The organism is Bacillus sp. JAS24-2 (assembly GCF_008274905.1).
In the GTDB taxonomy this organism is placed as follows: Bacteria; Bacillota; Bacilli; order Bacillales; family Bacillaceae_G; genus Bacillus_A; species Bacillus_A cereus.
The window spans coordinates 1,254,389-1,277,549 of sequence record NZ_CP031068.1 but is presented as its reverse complement, the minus strand read 5'-3'; the positions used below and the strand labels follow the sequence as shown (position 1 = coordinate 1,277,549).

Below are 23,161 nucleotides of genomic sequence, written 5' to 3'. Positions count from 1 at the left end.
TATAACAGATAGGTACTTTTCTTTTTAACTTAAATATAATCTACGTGACTCACTCTGAATCCTTTTTTCTCTATTTTTCCGATTAATTGCTTTAATTTTGTTTCATCTAACTCATCTGATATATTTACAATAACGCGGCGGATATATTGATCACCGTTATCTAGCGTAAATAGGCCACCGATATTATATGCTTTTAACAATGTCCCAAGCTCTTTAATCGTTCCCTTACAATCTTGTGTTGCAATTGTTAATATATAACCACCTGTTCGCATACCAAATGAATCTTCAATAACATCAAATATATTCGAATGCGTTAACATACCGACAAATTCATTATAATCATTTAGCACGGCTAAAAACGGAAGCCGACGAATTACATAAAAGGCTCTGAAGAAGGAATCCTTTTCAAAAATAAATGCATTGGAATCGTCGAGCATATCCCCTGCACTTACATGCTCTAATCCGCTATTGCATTTTTTTTCTAATAAATCTACTTTATAAATAATCCCCGTGAATTTCTTCTCATCTTCTGCTAATACCGGGATGGCTCGAAATCCCGTTTCGTTCATCATTTGCAGTGCCTCTTCACCAGAATCATTTATTTTGCAAAATGTTACTTGCTGCTTTGGCAGAAAATGATATTTAACTCGCAAAATATGTTCCTCCTTACATGTCAACATGTAATCTATATATAATAAGGAGACCTATATTTTATGAGTGAAATTATTTTTAAAACGCTTTCATTTATTTATTAACTTGTAGCTATATCACATCCATTTTTATATAACAGAGCTCCTTGCCCCCTTAATCATTAATAACTTTACATGATAGTTCATTAAATATTCTATACCCTCTAGCCATTTTTTCGCCTCTTCTGGCGTTTTTCCCCACACAATCATGCCGTAATTATGAACAAGAACTACTCCTCCACCTTCAATGAAATTCGGAACATTCCTTTCTAATAAATCAGCGAATTTTTTTTCATCTTCTACAATTGGAATTGTCATTTCTGTTATACCTTCTTTTCCGAAAACACGCTCCACACTGCGTTTATCGAACGTTACTTCTCCTTCTTCCCCATATAACTCTGATATTAAATGACTATCTACAGTCTGCACTTGTAAAATACATCCTGCACTACTTTTTTTATAAATATCCGCATGCATAAATGACTCTGCAGCTGGTTTTTCTTCATTTTCAAATACTGACTCGCACATGCAATTTACGACAATAAAATCTTCTTCCGAAAATAGCCCTTTATCTCTTCCTTCAACATTTACTAAGAATGTTAACGGCTCTTTTGACGTACATAGCGATAAGCTAATTTTGGTACCATAAAACCAATCACGAAGTGCCAATTCAGATTTCACATCTTTTAATTCATTCCATTTCTTCAGAAAAAATAACATTTCGTCACCCCCGGCATAATATTCATATAAGGTTCGAATCCTTTCTATGTAAAAGGAATATTTTTTGATTATTCTAAAAATTAATTGAATTATCACATGAGAACGCTTTTTTGTCAATATAGTTTCGTGGTTCTTCTTTAAAATAGGCTATTCATATGTCTATACTCCTATCTATTTCCTATTTCATTTTGTACATAAAAATACGCTACTCTTTAATTAAAGAATAGCGTATTTTCCTCATTTTTTATTCCGCATTAACGGGCAGCCCGATTAGTGAGGGCTAATAATCAGTGGGGAATGAACAAAACCCCCACTGATTAAAGTTTCACTTTATTTCTTTATTGCATTATATAAAAACTGTGCATATTGTTCACGTGTTACGAAATTATCTCCTAAAAAATTCCCTTCCCCATCGCCTTTTGATATTTTATTATCCACTAAAGCTTTCACATATCCTTTCGCCCAATGGTCATTTGGTATATCTTTAAAATTCTCTGCACTATTTTCATTTTCTTTTAACTGAAATACTCTTTGTAATACTACTGACATTTCATATCGAGTTAATACTCCATCTGGACGGAACATACCATTTCCATAGCCTGTCATAATTCCAGCTTGAACCACTGCATCAATAGCCGTTTCATACATATTTCCTTTCGTATCTGTAAATGCCGTTTTTGGTACTAGATTATTTTCTAATTTTAAATACCTTTGTATTAGAAGAGCTACTTGTCCACGAGTAATGTTATCACCAAATCCAAATTCACCATTTCCATAGCCTATAAATAATTTTTCTTTCGCTAAGTAATTAATTGCTTCTTCTGACCAATGTCCCTTTGGTACATCTTTAAATTCTACCACTTCTGTTTTCTCATCTTCTTTAGACGTATTACCGTCTTTACTTTCTACTACATTTTGAATAATAGACCCTGTAAAGAAAATTCCTGTATCCGCGAATGGATCTTTCACACCAAATTCATATATTTTCTCACCTGGTGTACTCCATTTCACTACACCATTACTATACGTACCGTTATCGCTCTTCAGACGGATTTTCGTAGAAACCTCACCATCTTTTTCATATATAGGTACTTTTACTTCTTTATTTACTTCTGTTTCCTCTAAAAATACTTTTTGATTTTGGACATTAATATAAGCCGTCTTACTTAGTTCTATAACTGGTCGGACATCATGGATTTCATTTGCAACAAAACTTAGAAATACTAATTTTTTCAAATTACTAACTGGTGATAAGTCTGAAATATAATTCGCTTCTAAATCAAGCTTTTGTAAGTTTACTAAACTTGATAATGGCGTAATATCCTTTAACTCATTGTTAGGTAAGTGTAATTGTTTTAACTGTGTCATCTTACTTAGAGGAGTAACATCTTTTATTTCATTTTTCCCGATCCACAATTCTTCTAATTGCTTCATTTGCTCAATGCCGGATAAATCTTTAACTTTATTACGTGTTAATACTAAGTCTGTTAAAGGTAATGAATATAACGCTTTAATATCTTCAATTTGATTACCTGCTAAAGTTAAGTATGTTACATTTTTCAAAGCGCTTAATGGAGCAACGTTCGTAATTTTATTATTTGCTAAATTCAAGTAATCTAGTTGTTCCATTTTCGCTAATGCTGTTACATCTTCTATTTGGTTGCCTGATAGAAATAAACTTTTTACATTTTTCATTTCAGTTAGTGGTGCAACGTTTGTAATTTTATTATTACTTAAATCAAGAGATTCTAAATTATCCATCTTAACAAGTGGCGTTACATCTGAAAATTCATTACCACGCAAAGCTAAATGACTTAATTGCTTTAAGTTCGCAAAGAACGACGGATCTTTTATCTTCGCATTCGCAACTGTTAAAGATTTTAAATTTGGCATATATTTTAATGCACTATAATCAAGTATCTCATTCGTATTTAAAAACAAATCCTTTACTTGTAATAACTCTTCTTTCGTAATTGGTGTATTTAAATCTTTTCTATTAAATACTTTTTTATTCACAAGTTCTCTTAATTTGTTATCTGTTATCATATTTTGATTATCAACTGGATTATCCGTTTCCGTATTGCCTGAATTAGAGTTATCATCTGGTTTCTCTGTTTCTTTGTTACCTACAGTTGGATCTTTAATTTCAAATTGAACTTGATATTTGTGATCATATCCAATAGCTGGAATAAGTATATGCATTTGCATATTGTGCTTCTTCTCAAACTCACCAATTTCAAATTGAACTACTTTCGTTCCATTCTTCCTCTTATCTTCTGACAAAACCTTCACATCATGAAATACACCAGGCTGGTTTCTATCTTCTATTCTAAGATATTGAAAATAATCACTATCTTGCATTGTTACAGTGACAATTTTTTTGCCAGCTGCAATCGTTACTTTAGGATCTTTTATATATTGAGAAACCATAGATGGCTCATCTTTTTGGTCCTTATATATTTTAATCTCAGTATCATACGTGCGATCACTCGCTGCTGCTACCGATTGATTTGCTTCAACTTTTAATGCCGCTAATGCTGGAGTAGAGTACGTAGCAAATGGAATTGCTAATGTTGTCGCTACTACTAGCGCCTTCATGTAATTTTTTTTCAAAATAATATCCCCTATCATATATAATCTTTACAATTGATAAGTATTATCAATTATCCACAAATAAATGATAATGAATATCATTATCATTGTCAATGAGAATATTACATTAAATTTATATTTTTAAAGATAAAAAATAAAAAAGCCCTTTATTCAAAGGGCTTTTTTACCTATCGTATGAAGAATTTCACTTTTTTCCTTCTCATTGATGACACCGATTTTTTGCAAAATATTCGCGTACAATACAAGTTTATTATATATTCGTTCTGACATGTTCTCCCTTCTTTCCTTCGACCAACTTTTTTTGTATTGGTAAATTATATGAAAGAGGTGAGAAAATGTGTCCACTTTTTGCATAACTGCAAATCTTTTATTTTACGATTTACAGATAATAAAACTCCCTCCTAAAAATTAGGCGGGAGTTTATGTGCTTTCACTGTATTTAACAAACTGTCCACTGAATATTATGCTTCTTAAGTTCTTCTTCAAAGCTATATGGCATTTTTTTATCACAAATTACGTGTTGAATACGCGAAATTGCTGCTATACGATAATTCCCTTTCACGCCTACCTTCGTATGATCACATAAAATATATGTTTTCTCAGCTAATTTCATCATCGCCTCTGACAATTTCGCTTTCTCTAATTCAAAGCTGGAAACTCCAAAACTAGGTAATAACCCATCAATCGAAACGAACGCTTTATGAAAATGAAATTGCTGTATGACTTGCTGAGAAATAGACCCTGATACACGCGAATGCTTTGGAGATACTTTTCCACCTATAAACAAAACTTCACCGTGAAACATCTTTTTATTAATAGAAGAAATTAATTGTGTTGCGACTGGAAATGAACTTGTTACAATCGTTAAGTTTTTACGATGAACAAGGTATGGAACCATTTGAAGCGGTGTACTTCCATCATCAATTGCAATGACATCACCGTCTTCTACAAATGTCGCTGCTTTATAACCAATTCTTTTCTTCTCTTCTATATGTAGCATTTCTCTTTCTAACATTGGTGCCTCTACTCCAGCGCCTGGAAGTTGAACAGCTCCACCATACACTTTTTTCAGCTTCTTTTCACGATCTAATTCTTCTAAATATCGACGAATCGTTTCTGTTGATACAGCAAATTCTCTCGCTAATTCTGAAACCTTTACTTTCCCTTTAAATTCTACCTTTTCAAGAATGGTTCGCTTTCTTTCTTCTCCTACTACAGACATAGCTTCACCTCATTTATATCTCCCTTATAAACGTCCTTACTTATACAAAGCTATAATTTTCTTTATAAGTAGAAACTTCTTCATGAATATGAATACCGCGCTTTGCTAGCTCATCAAAAATCAATTGTGGATTTTCAAAGGCTTCTTCAGGCGTAACAACACCCACCCTATTTACATTTCCATTTGCAATTAACTCTGCAGCAATCCCAAATGGAATACCGACGTTTCTCGTATACGCTCTTAATTTTTCCCATCCTACAACAGAACCATCAGATAACGGATGTGTATGATATAACACATGTCTTTGCTTCTCATTATTTTTCATACCTATTACTTCTACATGAAGTGCATAACCATAAAGCTCTGTTTCTTGCCCTTCTTTCGATTGCAATAAATACTGTGAAATACAATCCATAATGCCTATTTCTTTCCCGTTTATTTCAATCTGATCATTACGCAATATGCCGTAATCATATAAAGCACGTACAAGTTGCATATTTTGCTGTGGCCAAGTTCCTCTCGTCTCTATCAGTTTGACACCTTTATTTTCTAATGCCTTTGCTAGCGTAATCGTTTCAGAATGCGGAATGATATACTGCGTTGCCTTACCATAAGGCTCTGGCAATTCTATTTCTCTCGGACGCGCAAACGAAGGTACTTGCTTAAATTCACCATCTTCATACACTGTACGCGATGGTAAATATGGATCATATTCATATGTCGTTGTCTCTGTAATTGATGCAGAAAAAGCAATCGGACGATACGAACCGTGACTTACACGGACAGACTCTACAGTATCCAATTGATTTGCTGCATGCATTGCCATCATTTGCGTTACACCCGGCGTCATGCCAAATCCAGGTAAACATATCTTTTCATTTTCAACAAATATAGCATGCGATTCATTTTCTTCACCAAATCCATTTAAGTTCACACTGTGACATCCTGCTTCTGCAATACAGCGGGTCGACAATCTGTTTAACTTTATCGTCGTACCGTCCATTACAATGTCATAACCAATCATTTTTGCAACCGTATCCTCGTGATCCGTTACATCTACTTTTACAAAATCAACACGAGGGTCGTTGAGCCATTCTACTACTTTACGGCCCTCTACCTCGTTAAAATCAGCTACTGTAATTGTCTCAAAAGATGAAAATTGAACTAAATCCAAAATAGCTTCGCGACAAATTTTACCTGCTCCACCTAAGCAAAACACTTTCACCCAATAACAGCTCCTTTAGCAATACTATCAACTAAGCGATTAATATCTTGTTCATGTACATCACCGATATTTCCAATGCGGAACGTATCTACTTTCGAAATTTTCCCAGGGTAAATAACAAATCCATAACGCTTTAATTCGTTATATAACTGTTGAAACTCGAATCCCTCTTTTGGATAAATGAAAGATGTAATAATAGGAGATTGGTATTCCTCATCTACTAGTGGCTTAAATCCGATTTCTCCCATTCTATTTACTAGTAGTTTTTGATTGTTGTAATATCGATTGTAACGCGCTCTTACTCCTCCCTCTTTTTCTAGTTCAAGTAGTGCTTGATAAAAAGCATGTACAACATGTGTAGGTGAAGTAAAACGCCATTTCCCATTTTGTTTTTCCATCGTTTCCCATTGATCATATAAATCAAGAGATAAAGAGCGTCCTTGCCCTTTACACTTCAATAATTCATCACGTTTTGCGATTACAAATCCGAATCCAGGAACCCCTTGAATACACTTATTCGCACTACTAATTAAAAAATCAATTTGTAAATCAGCAATGTCTATTTCAATCCCGCCGAAACTACTCATCGCATCAACAATTGTAACCTTTCCATACTGTTTTCCTAATTTACATACATCTACAATTGGATTTATAATGCCTGTCGTCGTTTCGCAATGAACAACTGCAATATGCGTAATCTCTTTATCTTCTTGCAATAACTTCTCTACTTCTACAATATTAGTAGGTTCCCACTCTTCTGTTTGACTGACCACTACATCAATCTGTAACATCTCTGCCATTTGCACAATGCGCTTACCGTACGCACCATTTGTACAAACGAGAATCTTCCCATTTGCCGGAATAACAGAACCAATTACTGCTTCAACTGAAAACGTACCGCTTCCTTGCATTAACACTGTTGTATATTTCTCTTCTTCCTTCGTCGCTAACGATACAAGTTTAGCTCTTACTTCTTGCACCATCGTATTATATTCATCATCCCACGTACACCAATCGTATAGCATAACTTCTTTTACTGATTTTGTTGTCGTTAATGGTCCTGGTGTTAATAATAAGTAGTGATTTTCAGTCATGATCCTATTCCCCTTTTATGAAATAATAAGTTCTTGTTTCTCGATATGTTCCATTACGCTTTCGAGTTCCTGCATCGTTTCTATCGTAAAGTGCGCCCCATTTTCAACGAAACGATTGCGAACTACTTCTATTTTTTCACGAAGTTCTACCGAATCCATATTCTCCACTTCTTCTTCCGTTAAACCGAGCTCGCTACTGCCAAGAATTACACCAACTGTCCACATTCCAGCATTTCTACCTTCTTTCATATCTGATACTGTGTCCCCAACTTTTATCATATGGTTCATCGGATACACACCAAGTTCCATTGCATTTTTATAGCACATCCATGGATATGGACGGCCTGCTGGAACATCATCTGGCGTAACAAGAAAATCAGGTTTATATCCTTGTAACGCTGCTTCCTTTGCTACAATATCCATCATTTCTCTCGTATAACCAGTCGTTGAACCAATTTTAATTCCTCTTTCACGTAAAGAAGCAATCACTTCTTTTACTCCATTAATCGGCGAAGCATAGCGCGGTAAAATAGCGAAGAGAATCTCTTCAAATTCTTCATACATCTCCTGAATGTCTGCTTCTGTTGGTAATTGTCGGAAAACACGATTCCACTCACTCGCAATACGAGGCATCTCAGTAAGTGCCCTTACATGATCTATTTTTAATAACCCCATTGGCTTACGAGCTTCTTCTGCTGTAATTGCTACACCCCGTTTATGAAAAATCTCCATGAATACTTCTAGTGGTGCAAAACATCCATAATCAACTGTTGTCCCTGCCCAATCAAAAATAACTGCTTCAATTTTCATTCTGTCCATCACCTTTCTTACTTATCTTTTTTGCCATTGTGAAGTTCGGTTACGAAGTGCTTTCGTTCCCCATTCATATACAACTCTTACTACAATATTTGTAACAACAATAAGCACACTCATTGCAGCTGCTGGCGCCACATTTCCTGCATCATCCATATTTACGATTGATACGGCAGCTAGTTTAAAATCAGCTGCATATAGGAATACAACTGCCGATACAGTTACCATTGAATTTACGAAGTAGTACATTACCATTTCTAAAATTGCTGGTAAACACATTGGTACCGTTACTCTAAAGAATGTTTTATAAAACGGAATACCCATCGACTGCGAAACAAGCTCAAACTCTCGATCTAATTTCTTTAAAGCAGTCGTTGCCGTGACAAATGTTACAGAATAAAAATGAATGATATTTACTAGTACTAACACAGCGATTGTTCCGTATAAAGAATGAAACGGGTTCGTTACTGATAGTCCCAAAATTTGAATCGTTGGTTGACTAAAGAAAAAGACATATCCTAATCCGAGTACTAAACCTGGTATGGCTAAAGGAACGATAGAGAAAAAGTAACCTGTTTTTCGGAAGAATTGTAGCTGGTCTATTTTCTCAATTGCATATGCAAATACAAATGTTAAAATCGCCCCAATAACTGCTGTAACTGCTGAAACAATTACGCTATTTTTAAATGCTTCAAGTCCATCTCCTGTTAAACTCGAAAAATTAAAATGCTCAAATGTAAAACTCATATTATATGGCCATACTTTCACACTTGCAGCAATACCAACTGCCACAAATAACAGAATGATCATAAATGTAATCACACTACAGTATATGAATGAGATGACATCTCTTTTCTTATTAGCTATTATTCTGTATGGTACTGCTTTTGAAGATAAGAAATTCGCCTGCTTTCTTTGCGTAATACGATCAACTGCAAATGCGAATATAGCTGGGATTAATAAAATCATTCCAACTGTTGCACCCATCGACATATTTTGCTGTCCAATTACTTGTTTGTATACGTCAGTAGCAAGCACATTATATTGTCCACCAACAATTTTTGGTGCCCCAAAATCAGTGAAACTAAGTGTAAACACAACAAACATTGCACTAATTAATCCGTACTTTACACTAGGTAAAGTAACCGTGAAAAATTGTTTTGTTTTACTCGCCCCTAGCATATTAGAAGCTTCATATAAACGATAATCGGATCCTTGAAAGGCAATTAGTAATATGAGAAAGGCTTGCGGAAATGTATACATAACTTCAGCTATTACAATTCCTACTGGTCCATATAAAGGGATTTGTATACCTTCAAATAACCCAAACATTCCTTTCGTTACTAGCCCTTGATTACCAAATAAATATGTAAGTGCTATACCGTGCATCATCGTTGGTGCAAACAATGGTAATAACGCTACATACTGAAATACACGCTTTCCAAAAACATTCGTACGGGCAATTGCATATGCGTAAACGAATGCAATTGAAACTGAAATAATTGTTGTTGCGCCCGAAATCCATACCGTATTTTGTAAAGACTGAACTAAAGTTGGTGTTGTAAAATATTTACTGAAATTCGCTAAACCAATGAAAACTCCATCTTTATTATAAAAAGCTTGTGTAAATAGTTGTAATAGTGGTAATACAAGTATGACAAGGAAGGAAAGAATCATACCGATAATTACAAGCCTTTGGATCCATTCCTCTTTCCCTATACTTCTCTTAATCTTTTTTTTCGCACTTTCTACCTTGTAGTTTTCTAACATCTCCATCTATACAATGACCTTCTTTCCATATGACAACATATGATTTTCTGAGAAAGAGATTTGAATCGGCTTTCCTTTTCTAATATCAGCTACTTCTACTTCTGATGCTAATATATCCACTACAATTTTCTCATTATAAAGGTGTGTGTTTTCTTCTACGACTCGCACTTCCGTTCGATATACAGATCCACGAAATTCCATACTTTCCACAACTGTTTTAATACCGTCCTTTTGTACAATTGTTACATGTTCAGGACGAATTGCATGCTCTTCGTTATTTTTCGAAAAGAAATTAATAGAACCAATAAAATCTGCCACAAACGGATTGGCCGGTCTTTGATAAATCTCCTCTGGTGTTCCAATCTGCATAATTTCCGCATGATTCATTACAACAATTTTATCAGCCATCGTTAATGCCTCTTCTTGATCATGCGTGACCATAATAGTTGTTACTCCTACTTTCTCTTGCAAATCACGCATTTCTCTACGTAACTTTTCACGTACTTTTGCATCTAAAGCAGATAACGGCTCATCGAGTAACAAAATATCTGGAGACAGAGCGAGCGCACGTGCAAGTGCCACTCGCTGCTGTTGTCCACCAGACATTTGAGCAGGATATTTATCTTTTACATTCAGCAAATCTACAAGTTTTAACGCCTCTAGCGCTTTCTCTTTTACTTCTACTTTTCCATATTTTTTTGTCTTTAAGCCGTATTCAATATTTTCAAGTGCTGTTAAATTCGGAAATAATGCATACGATTGAAACACCATTCCGAAGTTTCTCTTTCCAGGAGGTAATGCTGTAATATCTTTTCCATTCACAGCTATACTACCTGTTGTTGCCTCTTCTAGCCCTGCTAAAATTCGAAGCAATGTCGTTTTCCCACAACCACTTGGGCCTAATAAACATACAAACTCATTTTTGTTCACAGTAAAAGAAATATCTTTTAACGCTGTAAATGCATCAAACTGTTTTTGAATGTGTTGAATTGATAAATATTCGCTCATTTTTTCTCTCTCCCACTCACTTACTTTTTCGGTTCTGCTTTTTGGCCAAACTCTTTTTCCCATTTTTCTAAAATTTTGTCACGATTTTCTGCTGCCCACTTAAAGTCATTCTTTTTGTATAACTTTTCTGTTACATCTTTAGGGAATCCATCTGGAAGTTTATAATCATTTTTAATTGTCGCAAATCCATTTTTCTCGAAGTATAACTTCATTACATCATCAGTAATCGCCCAATCTAAAAATGCTTGCGCTAATTTTTCATTTTTTGCATTATCTTTTTTAATAAGTGCGTTCGCTTCTACTTCCCAACCTAATCCTTCTTTCGGCAATACAACTTCAACTGGTGCACCTTTTTGTTTCTCTTTCAAAGCACTATAAACCATTGATACGCCAACTGGATATTCACCCGCTCCTGCTAATTTCGCTGGTTTTGATCCTGAATGCGTATAACTTGCCATATTATCATGAAGTTTCTTCATGTAATCCCAGCCTTTATCTTCACCCATGATTTGTAGCCATGCAGAAACTGTTAAAAATCCTGTTCCAGATGATGCTGGATGTGGCATAACAAGTGTTCCTTTATACTCTGGTTTCGTTAAATCTTCATATGATTCTGGCATCGGTAAATTTTTCTTCTTTAACTCTTCTTTATTTACAGCAATCCCCGTCATAAATGCAGTATTTCCTACCCATTTTTCAGGTTGCTTATCATCTTTAAATTGTGGAAGAACACGATCTGCTCCTTTTGGAGAGTATCCTTTTAACATATCTTTTTTATCTAAAGCTAATAGACTTGATGCCGCAGTTCCCCATACAACATCTGCTTGTGTATTTTTCCCTTCAGCTAGCAATTTCGCAGTAATAACTCCTGTTGAATCACGTACAATGTTCAATTTCACATCAGGATATTTCTTTTTAAAGGAATCAAGATAAATTGGTACAAGCTCTTCTTCAATTGCTGTGTAAACAGTTAATGATCCAGATAATTTGTCATCTTTCACTTTCGCTCCAGCACTTTCTTCCTTCTTTGTACCACACCCCATTAATAACGAAAATACCATTCCAGTCGCTACAGCTTTAAAGATTGTTTTTTTCACTGTTTCTCTCTCCTTTTACAAATCTTATGTACAACTCAAATATAAACAACTAGTGTAAAAGCAGTATTAAACCAACATTAATCTTTTGTTTGTTGTTTGTTTTTGTGTAATACGTTGCTACTTCTATGTTTTTTCGCATTTTTCTGCTAATAGAAAACACTAAATTTACAAATAATTAAAAAAACCTTTATAATCCCACAAAAAAATGAGGCGTTTGTAAAAAACGCCTCATTTTTGTTTCCCTTTTTTTGAATTACGATTCGCATACTTTGCGCTATTTTCTCCTTCATACTCTAATGCAAATTCTGCATCTGGTAAGCTTTCTTTCGGAGTTTTATTATTATTGATTGCCGCATTTTGTTTCACTTTTCTTTTTACCAATACATTCACCTGCTCTCAAGAAATCACTTTCTACTCTAGTTTGAAACAACTTAAAATAATTATTACTGGCAAGTGTTAACAAGTACATAAGAGGCGTTAGATGGAAATACTACATATGAAGAAATCATTATAAAAAGGAGCGATAATTTTGAAGAAAAAAGAAAAGATTCAATCACCCATTTTAGACGAAACGCTCCCGCATCAAATGAATTTTCCATCTTTTAAAGGAACAGGAAAAACGATGCAACAACCTTTTGTGAATCAATATAATGTTGTAATTGGAGACAGTAAATATAATTCCGAGAACAGTCCGCTTAACAATTGGAGTGATGAAGTAGATCCTGCCATTATGGCTGGCGATGAGTGGATCCATCCTACAAATGATATTGGGTGGATTTCAGAAGAAAATCAAGAGTTGCTAAAAAACGAAGCGGATAATAAAGATGAAGCTTTCATGCATCCACAATTTGGAATTAACGACTAAAAAACCATTCTACCTAACGTAGGTAGAATGGTTTCATACTATCCAATAATAATCCGCTCTTTCGGGTATTTATAGCGAGGTGGTTGTTCCCTTCCACCACTAGCTAAAATAAATGTTAAAATACCAACGCGTCCGATAAACATAAGCACAATAAGTACAAGTTTCCCAACAGTTGTTAAATCAGGCGTGACACCTGTTGATAGTCCCGTCGTTCCGAAAGCAGAACAAACTTCAACAATTAAGCTCATAAGCGGTACATTTTCCGTAATAGATAAAATGAATAGCGCAGTAGCACATAACAAAATCCCCATCGTCATAACGACAGATGCTTTCAGTACATCCTCTTCATGTAGCTGACGTTTGAAGACTCTAACTGTTCTACCGCCCCTTGCAAAGGTGTATAGTGACAATATACTAACAGCAAATGTAGTTGTACGTATTCCGCCCCCAACCGAACTTGGAGATGCCCCTATAAACATTAATATACTCATAAATAAAAGCGTCGGTTGTGATAATTCACGTATATCCATTGTTGCAAGTCCACCACTTCGCGTCGTCACAGATTGGAATAATGTATAAAATACAGTTTCATGCCATGACTTTCCTACTAAAAAATGATTTCTCTCCAGTAAAAAAATCATAATTGTACCAACAACAACGAGTGCAAAAAATGTTGTTGTCGTCAATTTTGTAAATAATGAAAAACGGAATAATTGTTGTCTCCTTTTACTAAGGAATTGTTTCACTTCCATTAGCACAGGGAAACCAATCGCTCCTAAAATAATTAGTAACATATGAATCATTTGAACAATATAATCTTTTTTATACGGAATTAATGATTGTCCTGTTAAATCAAATCCGCCGTTCGTAGTCGCACTAACAGCTGCAAAGAAACCGTGAAAATAAGCTTCTTGCCAAGTCGGAAAGTAAAGTAAAAATCTTGTCCCCAATAAGATTGCTCCAATAAGTTCTATTGAAATAATTACAATTAAAATAGAACGCATCAATTCTACGAGACCCGATAAATTTCCTTGATTATGGTCTGCCATAATTAATCTTCTTCTTTGCAAACCAATCTTTTTCCCCGTAATGATCCAAACAAATGTCCCAAGCGCCATAATTCCTAAGCCGCCTAATTGTAAAATAAGGGCTAAAACAATAATTCCTGCTGTAGTAAACGTATCTGAAATCGTAATAACAGACAGTCCCGTAACACTTACCGCACTAACCGATGTAAAAAGCGCATCTATAAATGTCCATTTCACACCAGGCTTCGTAACAAACGGGAAACTAAGCAATATCACCGATACAACTACCGCTAATAAATAAAACAAAACGATGAGTTGTACAGGACGTAATTTTTGTAAAAACTTTTTTATGTCTCTCATTCCATCACTTCGCTACCTTTTTTCTATCGATTAAATAAAGAAAAATCTTTACTTTCTTTATTTGTAAATAACTGCTCAAATAATTTGGCAAAGACCATTCCATATACAGTTCCATTACCTCCATACGGCAATGCATAAAACAAATTATGTATCTTTTCGTCTTCTTTTAAAATGGGGAGACCATCATGAGTACCACCAAATGCGGCTGCCCAATAGTAGTCTGCCTGTATATTTTTATACTGCGGGAACATCTCTTTTACAATATTAATAAGGATATCACGCTTATGCAATAATTTCGTATCACCAATTGTTTGAATTTGTAGCGCTTCATCTAATCCGCCTACAATAATGCGGTTTCGATACGTTCGAAAATATAAGTAGGGCCGTGCCGTTTCCCAAATTAACGATCGCTCATGCCAGCCTTCAAATTGATCTATTTCATTTGTTACAATTGCATAAGAGGTGTCTACTGTTGTATTTTTTTCTTTCTTTCCAAAAAGCGCTTCATAACCTGTCGCCATAATAATATTCTTTGCTACAATTTGATTTCCTGTTTTCGTGTAACATATTAAATCATTTTTGCATTTTTTTATATGTATTGCCTCTGTATGTTCATATATATTAGCTCCCATTTGGTTTGCTTTATGCAAAAAACTATACGCTAGTAAATACGGATTCACCTCAGCATCACCTTGCGTATATAACGCTGCTTGTTTTGCAAAAGAATAACGTTTCTTAATATCAGCTTCTGTAAAATATTCAACTGGAAATCCATAATTCTGTAACGTATTATATTCCTCTTGTAAAAATGAGACATCCTCACTTTTACTTGCATAATATAAACTATTTCGCGGAATAAAATGGGGATTAATATCAAGAGTCGGTATAACCTCTTCCATTGTTCTTAGCGCTTCATAACAAAGCTTATATGCTCGTACCCCTTTTTCTTTACCAAATGTATGGATAAGAGAGGTTAACGATTTATCATGAAGAAATTGTAGTAAACCTGTATTAGCAGCTGTGCTACCACACGCAATTGCTCTTTTTTCAATAAGTGTAACACTCATGCCAATTTTCGCTAACGAATGCGCTATATGAGCACCGGCTTCGCCGCTTCCAACTACGAGCACATCACATATCATATCATTTTCTAACAGTGGATAACAAGGTACAGAAACTCCTGTATTCCAAAACAACTTACCCATCATAAGTTTCATAATTATACTCCTAAAATATAAATTTCTCCTTTCTATGTTTTGTTATTTTTCATAAAAAAATCCAACTAACATAGGCTAGTTGGATTTTTTTATTTTTAATTAGAACGCTCTTCAAGCCAATTTCCAATCGTCGGATATGTTTGTTTTACAGCTGTTCCACCGTAAACGATAGACATATGCCCTGTTGGTAAACATACATATTGTTTATCTGTGCTAGAAATATGGTCTAGTAATGCTTCTACTTGACATGGCAAAGCGATATGATCACGTTTCCCGGAAATATTTAAGACATTCGCCTTAATATTTGCAAGGTCTACCTTTTGTCCGCGAATAACGAGTTCACCCTTAACCAACTTATTATTTTGATAAAAATCACGAATCCACTGTCTGTATGATTCACCTGGGAACGGAATACCATCACCAACCCACTTTTGAACCAATCTCCAGCTTTCGACGAAGCGCTCATTCTCTGAACGATCTACTAAAGCAACATATGGACCAACAAAGTTCGTAATTGGCTTTAACATTTTGTTTCCGAAATCAATCATTTCTGGCGGAATATTTCCAAATGTATCAACCGCTTTATCTAAATTGAAGTATTTCTCATCTAATAAAGGGCCATACAATCCTGTTTCAGAGAAATCAAAAGGACTTGTCATGAAAATTAAATTACGAATTGGCATGTGCGGATGAAGTGCTGCATAAATAGAAGTTAGCGTTCCACCCATGCAATAACCAAGTAAAGAAATCTCGTCCGATTTTGCAGTTCGCATTACTTTTTTTACTGCTTTTGCAATATAATCAAACACAAAATCATCAAATTTCAAATGACTATCTTCTAAACCAAATGTGCCCCAATCAAGCATATACACATCAAAACCACGATCCACTAGATATTCCACTAAACTATTTCCAGGAGTTAAATCCATAATATATGGTTTATTAATAAGAGCATATATTAACAGAATTGGAACTCTTTGTGTTTTTTCTTGTTTTGGAATGTAGCGATAAAGCTTCGTCTTATTCTTCGTCCAAATAACCTCTTTCGGCGTTAACCCTACTTGCGGCTCTGGTTCACGTAATAAAATTTCACTCGCCCTTTTCACTCGGCGGTATGCTTTTCGGTACTCTTCTGGGTATAGCTCTAATTGCTTTTCCCATTCTGTTGCAAATGTAGTCATTTTTTTATCTCCTTTTTGGTCGATTTCCTTCTTAAAAAAAGAAGTGCATTCCTGCTATGGATATGCACTTTTTTCTTACTTCATTACATATATAATCCGCCGTTAATGTTTAATTGTTGACCTGTGATATACGCACCGTCACGGCATAGGTATACTACACCTTTTGCAATTTCATCGGCTTGACCAAAACGTTTTTTCGGGATTTTTGCAACGATTTTTTGACGTACTTCTTCTGGTACTTCTGCTACCATTTCAGTATCAATAAATCCTGGGCAAATAGCGTTTACAGTGACATTTGTTTTTGCAAGTTCTAACGCTAATGATTTTGTAAATCCTAACATACCTGCTTTTGCTGCTGAGTAGTTTGTTTGGCCAAATCCACCTGCTTGACCAATAATAGAAGAAATGCTAATAATTCTTCCTTCTTCCGCTTCTGTTATGTATGGAAGAACAGCGCTTGTCGTATTAAATACGCTACTTAAATTCACGTCAATTACGCGCTCCCAATCTTCACGATTTAACTTTTTGAATGTACGATCTCTTGTAATACCAGCATTATTAACAAGAATATCAACTTTACCAAAATGATTCACAGATTCTTCTACAAGTCGGTTTGCATCTTCTACTTTAGAAACATCCGCTTGCACTGCATAAACGTCATGTCCGTCTTTTCCTAATTCATTTACTAAATTTTCAGCTGCTTCTTTACTGCTATTATAGTTAATAACTACTTTCGCTCCCTCTTGTGCTAATGCTACTGTAATTGCTTTTCCAATTCCTTTTGCTCCACCTGTTACAATTGCTACTTTTCCATTTAATTGAACCATTTCTTTTCCCCCTTAAATGCATTTGTGAACGATTGTTATGAATCATTTTGGTACTCATACTATAGAGTCCATATATAATTATGTTTCGCTGTTTATACACGAAAAGAGATTCTCCCTCTCTCTTTTACATGTTATAAACAAGCGCTTTTATCATTTTTTATTTTCTGGTTTATTCGCAGGCTTTACCTCTTCTTTTACAGGTACTTGTAGTCTAGCTAGTACTGCATTTTGCTTTTCTAGCAATTCTAAAATTTGATCTACTTTTGTTTCAAGCGTACGAATATCTTGTTTTACTTTCGTCACATCACGCTTTAATGTAGGAGCTTGTCCTAAAGAATCTACTTTCTCCTCTAGAAACTCCTCAATGTTATCTACTTTATTTTCTAAGTTAATAACAAGCGTAGCCACTCTTGCGATATCCTCTTTCGTCGGCACATTTACTTGTTCTAAATAGTTTTTTGTCGTATCATTTAATGCTTTTTGATAAAACAAATTCAAATCTAGAACGCTGCCCATCCAAGCAGAATATTCTTCTGTTTTAATTGTTTCATTGAGCGCTTTTCCCCAAAATGTTTCGGTTTGTTCATAAGCATTTTTCCATGCTTGTAGTGGATCGAATTTTTGATCAATCACTTTACCTACACTCCTTTTTTCGTTTTTGAAACAATTCAACCTATTCACTATTTTCTAATATTCTGAATAAAACTTCAAGTCTATATTTTATTTTTTTCTATTTTCTAACAAATGTGTTGACTTTAAAAACAGATAGGTGTAAATTGCACTTATAAGCAAAAAATTCCATCTAACTGATTCATGAGGTGATGCACAATCATGCTACAAAATGAACCAGAACAACGCGAAAGTTTGGAGAGCAACCAAGCGAAACAACCAAACTCCATGCCAAAAAACTTCTTAGTTCCCTTCTTACTTCTCTGTCTAAAAGACTGGAGTCTTCATGGTTACAAACTTATTCAAATGCTAATGGATATCGGCTTTTCTTCTGTTGACCAAGGTAATGTTTATAGAACACTACGCAAGTTAGAAAAAGAAAACCTTATTTCTTCTACTTGGGATACAAGCGATGGAGGGCCAGCAAAAAGAATTTATTCTTTAACTGAATATGGAGAGCAATATTTAACAACATGTGCGACTTCTTTTGAACATTATCAAAATATGTTGCGAACGTTTTTCACGTTATACACCAATGCATTCTTTCCATTTTCTACTTCTCCAGAAAAGGATGAAAAGGATTCTTCATCTTCACCTGGTGGTACAGCAGAGTAATCTGCGTTCACAATATGCAAAAAAACATTTGGGGGTCAAACAATGGAAACTAAACCATACGAATTAGTCGATGCATTTTGGAAAAACTGGTCTCAATCACTTTCCCTTTTCTCTTCAGCTGGGAAACAGTTAGAGCAACTTACTTTAGAAACATTAAAACAACAACAAGACGCTTTGCATAAGTTAACATCAGGAGTAGATGAACTAGAAAAAGAACTACAACAACTCACTGCTCAGTTCAATAACCAATATACAGATTACGTGAAACAATTAACTGGAAACTCCTTAAATGATCAAATTAACGAGTGGCAAGACAAATGGAAGGAACTTTCTGCTCATATGCATCAGCTTACCGTTTCTCCTACAAAAACTTCTTTGTCAATTCTTACACAAACAAGCGGTCAATTTGAAGAAACAACAAAACAATTTATTGAGCAACAACAATTACAACGTGAAGAGGCTCAAAAACAGTTAGAGGGTTTTTTGGAAGAGTTCAAGTCAAAACAGTTGGAACTCGCAAAAAAGTTCGAGGAAAACTCAAAAAATCTATTTACTTCCATCAAGTAAGAAAAATGTGGGAGCTAACCGCAGCACAAACAAAACTCTTTCTTCCTCCTACTACATCAAGATGGCTAACATTTTTCGATATGGAAAAGAAGGAGGACAAAATGAATCCATTTCAAGAAGCACAAACTGTTCCGGAGCTTCGCTATGATGAGATTCAAGTCGGTGATCAAGCATCCCTTACAAAAACAATTACAGATGAAGATGTTATCAATTTTGCAAAATTGACTGGAGATGTGAATCCTATTCACATTTTAGATTCTTTTGCGAAAACGACAATGTTTAAAGAACGTATTGCCCATGGTATGCTCGTTTCGAGTTTTATTTCTACCATCCTTGGAACGAAACTCCCAGGCAAAAATACAATTTATTTATCCCAAAATGTTTCATTCCGTGCCCCTGTCAAAATCGGTGATACACTTCGCGTTGTGGCAGAGGTTATTAAGAAGCGTGACGATAAAAAAATCATTACGTTGCAAACAAATATATATAATCAATCGGATGATATTGTCGTGGAAGGTACAGCGACAATACTAAAAAAAGAGTAGCAAATTTGCTACTCTTTTTTCTATCCAATAACTTCTAATCACACCGATTACTTCCGCGTATGAGCACGCCGGTTCCACATAAAATAACAGTACCAATTCAGATAAGTACTTATCTGGACTGGATTACTCATAAGGATGTGTATCTTCATGGCAAAAACAAACAAATTACTAGTTCCAGGTGCTGAACAAGCACTTGATCAATTTAAATATGAAATTGCACAAGAATTCGGCGTAAGCTTAGGGTCTAATACAGCATCTCGTTCTAACGGATCAGTTGGCGGTGAAGTAACAAAACGTCTTGTTTCTTTAGCTCAACAACAATTACGCGGATAATAATATAACATATGGCTTAGAGGCAGATATTCTCTGCCTCTTTCTATTTTTCACATACATAATCGGACTTTTTCACATACTAGTAAGAGCAAACAGAAAGGAACGATATATAACATGAAACGGATTAACATTCGTATGAGTCCTCCCCGCGTTCTTACTTTGTCTTTTATCATGTTATCAATTATAGGTACATGCTTATTAAAGCTTCCAATCGCTACAACAACGTCTATTTCATGGCTCGATGCTTTATTTACAACAGTTTCTGCCTGTACGGTTACAGGGCTTGGTGTTGTGGACACTGGAAAAGTATTTACTTTGTTTGGACAATGTGTCATTTTAACGCTTATACAAGTTGGCGGACTTGGTATTATGAGCTTTGCTGTCTTAATTGCGATTATGCTCGGCAGAAAAATCGGTCTTCAAAACCGTATTTTATTACAACAAGCATTAAATCAAACAAATATAGGCGGCGTCATCCGTCTTGCCAAAGCATTATTTTTATTCTCTTTTACAGTCGAATGTATCGCTACTTTAATTCTTTCTTTTGAGTGGGTACCAAAATACGGGGTTACCAAAGGGATCTATTATAGTTTTTTCCATTCAATCTCAGCCTTTAACAATGCTGGTTTTTCTGTGTGGAGCGATAATTTAATGTCCCATTCTCATAGTATTATTGTCAATTTCGTCATTTCCTCTCTCATCATTTTAGGTGGAATTGGTTTTACAGTGATCGTAGACATAAAAAGAAAGAAAAACTTTAAAAACCTTACACTACATTCAAAACTTATGCTCTCTTCTACTCTAATCATCAACATTATTGCTACCCTTTTTATTTTTATATTCGAGTTCCATAACTCTCTTTCTATGAGAGGTTTTACCCCATTTGAAGAAGGAATGGCCTCTTATTTCCAAGCAATTTCAACGCGAACTGCCGGGTTTAATACAGTTGATATTTCTACATTGTCAAAACCTTCCCTGCTATTAATGATGCTACTTATGTTTATTGGTGCTGGTAGTGCTTCAACGGGTGGGGGGATTAAGTTAACAACATTTTTAATCATATTTTTTGGTGTATTTAAATTTTTACAACAACAAGAAGATATTGTCGTATTTAAAAAATCCATTAAAGATACTCTCATTGTCAAATCATTAACCATTACTATTATTTCTATTTCATTTATCTTTTTTGCTATTTTAATTTTAAGTATTACTGAACGAGTTCCTCTATTGATGAGTGCTTTCGAAGTATTTTCAGCATTTGGGACTGTTGGCCTCAGTATGAACTTAACACCCCACTTAACTATAATTGGAAAAGCGATTATTATTTTTATGATGTTTTTTGGGAAAATGGGTCCTTTAACATTGGCATTTTCATTTGCTCGTAAAAAGAACCGAAAAATAAAATATCCGAATGAAGATATTTTAACAGGTTGACAACCGTATAAATTATCCATATAATGAGAATATAATAACATATCTCCAAAGGGGAGTAGCGTCCAAGAATATATCTTGGAAACAAAGTCGTCATTACGTAGAACTTAGTTCTTCCGGCTTTGTTGGCATTTTTATTACATATGTCTAGCAAGACCTTTGCCTATTAACGGCAGAGGTCTTTTTTGCATTCTTTTCCAGATTCTTCCAAAGTTAATAGGCAGGAGTATGGGGAAACTAAATAGTGGGGAAATTCTTCACTTATTTAGAAGTTATAGAGATGAGAGGAGAATGTACATGGATGTATCATTATTATTGGAGTATGGTTGGGTATTACTCATCCTAATTGCACTTGAAGGGATTTTAGCGGCTGATAACGCTCTTGTTCTTGCAATTATGGTAAAACATTTACCAGAAGAAAAACGAAAGAAAGCACTATTTTACGGATTAGCGGGGGCATTCGTTTTCCGATTTGGATCGTTATTTATGATTTCGTTCTTAGTCGATGTATGGCAAGTGCAAGCAATCGGTGCCATCTACCTTATGTTTATCGCTGGTAATCACTTATTTAAAACATATGTTAAAAAGAATACAGATGAAGAAACAGAAGAAAAAGAAGCAAAGAAAAAACAAGAGAACTTTTGGTGGACTGTATTTAAAGTTGAGGTTGCTGATATCGCCTTCGCAGTTGATTCAATTTTAGCTGCTGTTGCACTAGCAATGACTTTACCAAAAACAGGACTAGGTACAATTGGTAGTCTTGATACTGGGCAATTCGTTGTTATCTTTGTAGGTGGACTTATCGGATTAATCATTATGCGATTTGCAGCAACTGCTTTCGTACAAATCTTAAAACGTAAACCAGGGCTTGAAACTGCAGCATTCTTAATTGTAGGTTGGGTTGGTGTGAAGCTAGCAGTTTATACATTAGCACATCCTGCATTAAATGTAATTCCACATTCATTCCCAGAATCCACTCCGTGGAAGCTTACATTCTGGATTGTATTAGTCGGAATCGCAGTTGGTGGTTGGTTCTTCTCAAAAGAAGTAGAAGTAAAAGTGGAAAAGAATTTAGACGAAAAAGCGCTGTAATTACAGCGCTTTTTCTTTTTCCTTTCTTCCTCGCAATGTCCAGAAAAAATTCCATTATACTACCTTTTGTAAACGTTTTCTTAATGTATGTATGTCCTTTTTGTGAAACATTGCACAAACTTATTGAAAGTAAGAACAATTCCATGTACTTTATTCATATAAGGAGTATTTATAGAAGAT

The 23,161-nt window shown here is 34.9% G+C and carries 23 protein-coding genes and 1 riboswitch; of the genes, 7 read left to right on the top strand and 16 right to left on the bottom strand.

What is annotated here, in order from left to right; translation table 11 throughout:
- Positions 1 to 29: 29 nt before the first annotated feature.
- The 11 genes from cbpA to DN407_RS31535 all read right to left on the bottom strand — a co-directional run bounded on the left by cbpA (position 30) and on the right by DN407_RS31535 (position 12,632).
- Positions 30 to 653 carry a cyclic di-AMP binding protein CbpA gene (gene cbpA, locus DN407_RS06600; RefSeq protein ID WP_001264207.1) on the bottom strand — a complete coding sequence of 208 codons (624 nt, stop codon included), beginning with the start codon at positions 651 to 653 and terminating at the stop codon, positions 30 to 32.
- A gap of 126 nt (positions 654 to 779) precedes the next feature.
- The gene (locus tag DN407_RS06595) at positions 780 to 1,409 is read right to left on the bottom strand and encodes a class II aldolase/adducin family protein (protein ID WP_000896005.1); all 630 of its coding nucleotides are present in this window, start codon (positions 1,407 to 1,409) and stop codon (positions 780 to 782) included.
- Between the two features lie 330 nt (positions 1,410 to 1,739).
- Complete coding sequence (locus DN407_RS06590; protein WP_149216127.1) at positions 1,740 to 4,040, bottom strand: NEAT domain-containing leucine-rich repeat protein; 2,301 nt, start codon at positions 4,038 to 4,040, stop codon at positions 1,740 to 1,742.
- Positions 4,041 to 4,461: 421 nt separating this feature from the next.
- Positions 4,462 to 5,244 (bottom strand): DeoR/GlpR family DNA-binding transcription regulator, encoded by a 783-nt coding sequence (locus tag DN407_RS06585; RefSeq protein ID WP_000117667.1) that lies wholly within the window; start codon positions 5,242 to 5,244, stop codon positions 4,462 to 4,464.
- 40 nt (positions 5,245 to 5,284) lie between these two features.
- Positions 5,285 to 6,469 carry a saccharopine dehydrogenase family protein gene (locus DN407_RS06580; protein WP_149216126.1) on the bottom strand — a complete coding sequence of 395 codons (1,185 nt, stop codon included), beginning with the start codon at positions 6,467 to 6,469 and terminating at the stop codon, positions 5,285 to 5,287.
- Positions 6,466 to 7,563: a 2-aminoethylphosphonate--pyruvate transaminase gene (phnW, locus tag DN407_RS06575; protein WP_000138230.1), complete on the bottom strand. Its 1,098-nt coding sequence runs from the start codon at positions 7,561 to 7,563 to the stop codon at positions 6,466 to 6,468. The genes DN407_RS06580 and phnW overlap by 4 nt, the downstream gene beginning before the upstream one ends.
- A gap of 15 nt (positions 7,564 to 7,578) precedes the next feature.
- Positions 7,579 to 8,373, bottom strand: coding sequence for a phosphonoacetaldehyde hydrolase (gene phnX, locus DN407_RS06570; protein WP_000687366.1), 795 nt, complete (start codon positions 8,371 to 8,373; stop codon positions 7,579 to 7,581).
- Positions 8,374 to 8,394: 21 nt separating this feature from the next.
- Positions 8,395 to 10,152, bottom strand: a complete 1,758-nt coding sequence (locus DN407_RS06565) for a putative 2-aminoethylphosphonate ABC transporter permease subunit (RefSeq protein WP_000425518.1) — start codon at positions 10,150 to 10,152, stop codon at positions 8,395 to 8,397.
- Complete coding sequence (locus DN407_RS06560; protein ID WP_000006192.1) at positions 10,153 to 11,154, bottom strand: putative 2-aminoethylphosphonate ABC transporter ATP-binding protein; 1,002 nt, start codon at positions 11,152 to 11,154, stop codon at positions 10,153 to 10,155.
- 20 nt (positions 11,155 to 11,174) lie between these two features.
- Complete coding sequence (locus tag DN407_RS06555) at positions 11,175 to 12,251, bottom strand: putative 2-aminoethylphosphonate ABC transporter substrate-binding protein (RefSeq protein ID WP_149216125.1); 1,077 nt, start codon at positions 12,249 to 12,251, stop codon at positions 11,175 to 11,177.
- 228 nt (positions 12,252 to 12,479) lie between these two features.
- Positions 12,480 to 12,632: a hypothetical protein gene (locus DN407_RS31535; protein ID WP_000240799.1), complete on the bottom strand. Its 153-nt coding sequence runs from the start codon at positions 12,630 to 12,632 to the stop codon at positions 12,480 to 12,482.
- Positions 12,633 to 12,780: 148 nt separating this feature from the next.
- Between DN407_RS31535 and DN407_RS06545 the strand changes: the two genes are divergently transcribed.
- Positions 12,781 to 13,116 carry a DUF3905 domain-containing protein gene (locus tag DN407_RS06545; protein WP_000726027.1) on the top strand — a complete coding sequence of 112 codons (336 nt, stop codon included), beginning with the start codon at positions 12,781 to 12,783 and terminating at the stop codon, positions 13,114 to 13,116.
- Between the two features lie 38 nt (positions 13,117 to 13,154).
- On the opposite strand, the gene DN407_RS06540 is transcribed toward DN407_RS06545, so the two are convergent.
- The 5 genes from DN407_RS06540 to phaR form a co-directional block, all read right to left on the bottom strand.
- Positions 13,155 to 14,504 carry a TrkH family potassium uptake protein gene (locus DN407_RS06540; RefSeq protein ID WP_098581037.1) on the bottom strand — a complete coding sequence of 450 codons (1,350 nt, stop codon included), beginning with the start codon at positions 14,502 to 14,504 and terminating at the stop codon, positions 13,155 to 13,157.
- A 23-nt stretch (positions 14,505 to 14,527) separates the two neighbouring features.
- Entirely contained in the window at positions 14,528 to 15,721 is a 1,194-nt protein-coding gene (locus DN407_RS06535; RefSeq protein WP_098581036.1) for an NAD(P)/FAD-dependent oxidoreductase, read from the bottom strand.
- Positions 15,722 to 15,816: 95 nt separating this feature from the next.
- A complete protein-coding gene (gene phaC, locus DN407_RS06530) occupies positions 15,817 to 16,902 on the bottom strand; it encodes a class III poly(R)-hydroxyalkanoic acid synthase subunit PhaC (protein ID WP_000206336.1) in 1,086 nt (361 codons plus the stop codon).
- A gap of 83 nt (positions 16,903 to 16,985) precedes the next feature.
- The gene (locus DN407_RS06525) at positions 16,986 to 17,729 is read right to left on the bottom strand and encodes an acetoacetyl-CoA reductase (RefSeq protein ID WP_097796514.1); all 744 of its coding nucleotides are present in this window, start codon (positions 17,727 to 17,729) and stop codon (positions 16,986 to 16,988) included.
- A 150-nt stretch (positions 17,730 to 17,879) separates the two neighbouring features.
- A complete protein-coding gene (gene phaR, locus DN407_RS06520; RefSeq protein ID WP_149216124.1) occupies positions 17,880 to 18,362 on the bottom strand; it encodes a polyhydroxyalkanoic acid synthase subunit PhaR in 483 nt (160 codons plus the stop codon).
- Positions 18,363 to 18,560: 198 nt separating this feature from the next.
- Between phaR and phaQ the strand changes: the two genes are divergently transcribed.
- From phaQ to DN407_RS06490, 6 genes are all read left to right on the top strand, one after another.
- Positions 18,561 to 19,013, top strand: coding sequence for a poly-beta-hydroxybutyrate-responsive repressor (phaQ, locus tag DN407_RS06515; protein WP_000939955.1), 453 nt, complete (start codon positions 18,561 to 18,563; stop codon positions 19,011 to 19,013).
- A 42-nt stretch (positions 19,014 to 19,055) separates the two neighbouring features.
- A complete protein-coding gene (gene phaP, locus DN407_RS06510; RefSeq protein ID WP_000448594.1) occupies positions 19,056 to 19,580 on the top strand; it encodes a polyhydroxyalkanoic acid inclusion protein PhaP in 525 nt (174 codons plus the stop codon).
- A 101-nt stretch (positions 19,581 to 19,681) separates the two neighbouring features.
- Positions 19,682 to 20,125, top strand: coding sequence for a MaoC family dehydratase (locus DN407_RS06505; protein ID WP_001067916.1), 444 nt, complete (start codon positions 19,682 to 19,684; stop codon positions 20,123 to 20,125).
- A 147-nt stretch (positions 20,126 to 20,272) separates the two neighbouring features.
- Complete coding sequence (locus DN407_RS06500) at positions 20,273 to 20,458, top strand: alpha/beta-type small acid-soluble spore protein (protein ID WP_001140707.1); 186 nt, start codon at positions 20,273 to 20,275, stop codon at positions 20,456 to 20,458.
- Positions 20,459 to 20,572: 114 nt separating this feature from the next.
- Complete coding sequence (locus DN407_RS06495) at positions 20,573 to 21,892, top strand: TrkH family potassium uptake protein (RefSeq protein WP_097997935.1); 1,320 nt, start codon at positions 20,573 to 20,575, stop codon at positions 21,890 to 21,892.
- Positions 21,893 to 21,930: 38 nt separating this feature from the next.
- A riboswitch (yybP-ykoY riboswitch) is annotated at positions 21,931 to 22,104 on the top strand.
- 82 nt (positions 22,105 to 22,186) lie between these two features.
- A complete protein-coding gene (locus tag DN407_RS06490; protein ID WP_000383326.1) occupies positions 22,187 to 22,981 on the top strand; it encodes a TerC family protein in 795 nt (264 codons plus the stop codon).
- Positions 22,982 to 23,161: the final 180 nt, after the last annotated feature.

Coding starts and splice junctions, on each gene's coding strand:
- DN407_RS06595 (WP_000896005.1), bottom strand. CDS start 1,409: ATGTTATTTTTTCTGAAGAAATGGAATGAATTAAAAGATGTGAAATCT.
- DN407_RS06590 (WP_149216127.1), bottom strand. CDS start 4,040: ATGATAGGGGATATTATTTTGAAAAAAAATTACATGAAGGCGCTAGTA.
- DN407_RS06585 (WP_000117667.1), bottom strand. CDS start 5,244: ATGTCTGTAGTAGGAGAAGAAAGAAAGCGAACCATTCTTGAAAAGGTA.
- phnW (WP_000138230.1), bottom strand. CDS start 7,563: ATGACTGAAAATCACTACTTATTATTAACACCAGGACCATTAACGACA.
- phnX (WP_000687366.1), bottom strand. CDS start 8,373: ATGAAAATTGAAGCAGTTATTTTTGATTGGGCAGGGACAACAGTTGAT.
- DN407_RS06565 (WP_000425518.1), bottom strand. CDS start 10,152: ATGGAGATGTTAGAAAACTACAAGGTAGAAAGTGCGAAAAAAAAGATT.
- DN407_RS06560 (WP_000006192.1), bottom strand. CDS start 11,154: ATGAGCGAATATTTATCAATTCAACACATTCAAAAACAGTTTGATGCA.
- DN407_RS06540 (WP_098581037.1), bottom strand. CDS start 14,504: ATGAGAGACATAAAAAAGTTTTTACAAAAATTACGTCCTGTACAACTC.
- DN407_RS06535 (WP_098581036.1), bottom strand. CDS start 15,721: ATGAAACTTATGATGGGTAAGTTGTTTTGGAATACAGGAGTTTCTGTA.
- phaC (WP_000206336.1), bottom strand. CDS start 16,902: ATGACTACATTTGCAACAGAATGGGAAAAGCAATTAGAGCTATACCCA.
- DN407_RS06525 (WP_097796514.1), bottom strand. CDS start 17,729: ATGGTTCAATTAAATGGAAAAGTAGCAATTGTAACAGGTGGAGCAAAA.
- phaQ (WP_000939955.1), top strand. CDS start 18,561: ATGCTACAAAATGAACCAGAACAACGCGAAAGTTTGGAGAGCAACCAA.
- phaP (WP_000448594.1), top strand. CDS start 19,056: ATGGAAACTAAACCATACGAATTAGTCGATGCATTTTGGAAAAACTGG.
- DN407_RS06505 (WP_001067916.1), top strand. CDS start 19,682: ATGAATCCATTTCAAGAAGCACAAACTGTTCCGGAGCTTCGCTATGAT.
- DN407_RS06500 (WP_001140707.1), top strand. CDS start 20,273: ATGGCAAAAACAAACAAATTACTAGTTCCAGGTGCTGAACAAGCACTT.
- DN407_RS06495 (WP_097997935.1), top strand. CDS start 20,573: ATGAAACGGATTAACATTCGTATGAGTCCTCCCCGCGTTCTTACTTTG.
- DN407_RS06490 (WP_000383326.1), top strand. CDS start 22,187: ATGGATGTATCATTATTATTGGAGTATGGTTGGGTATTACTCATCCTA.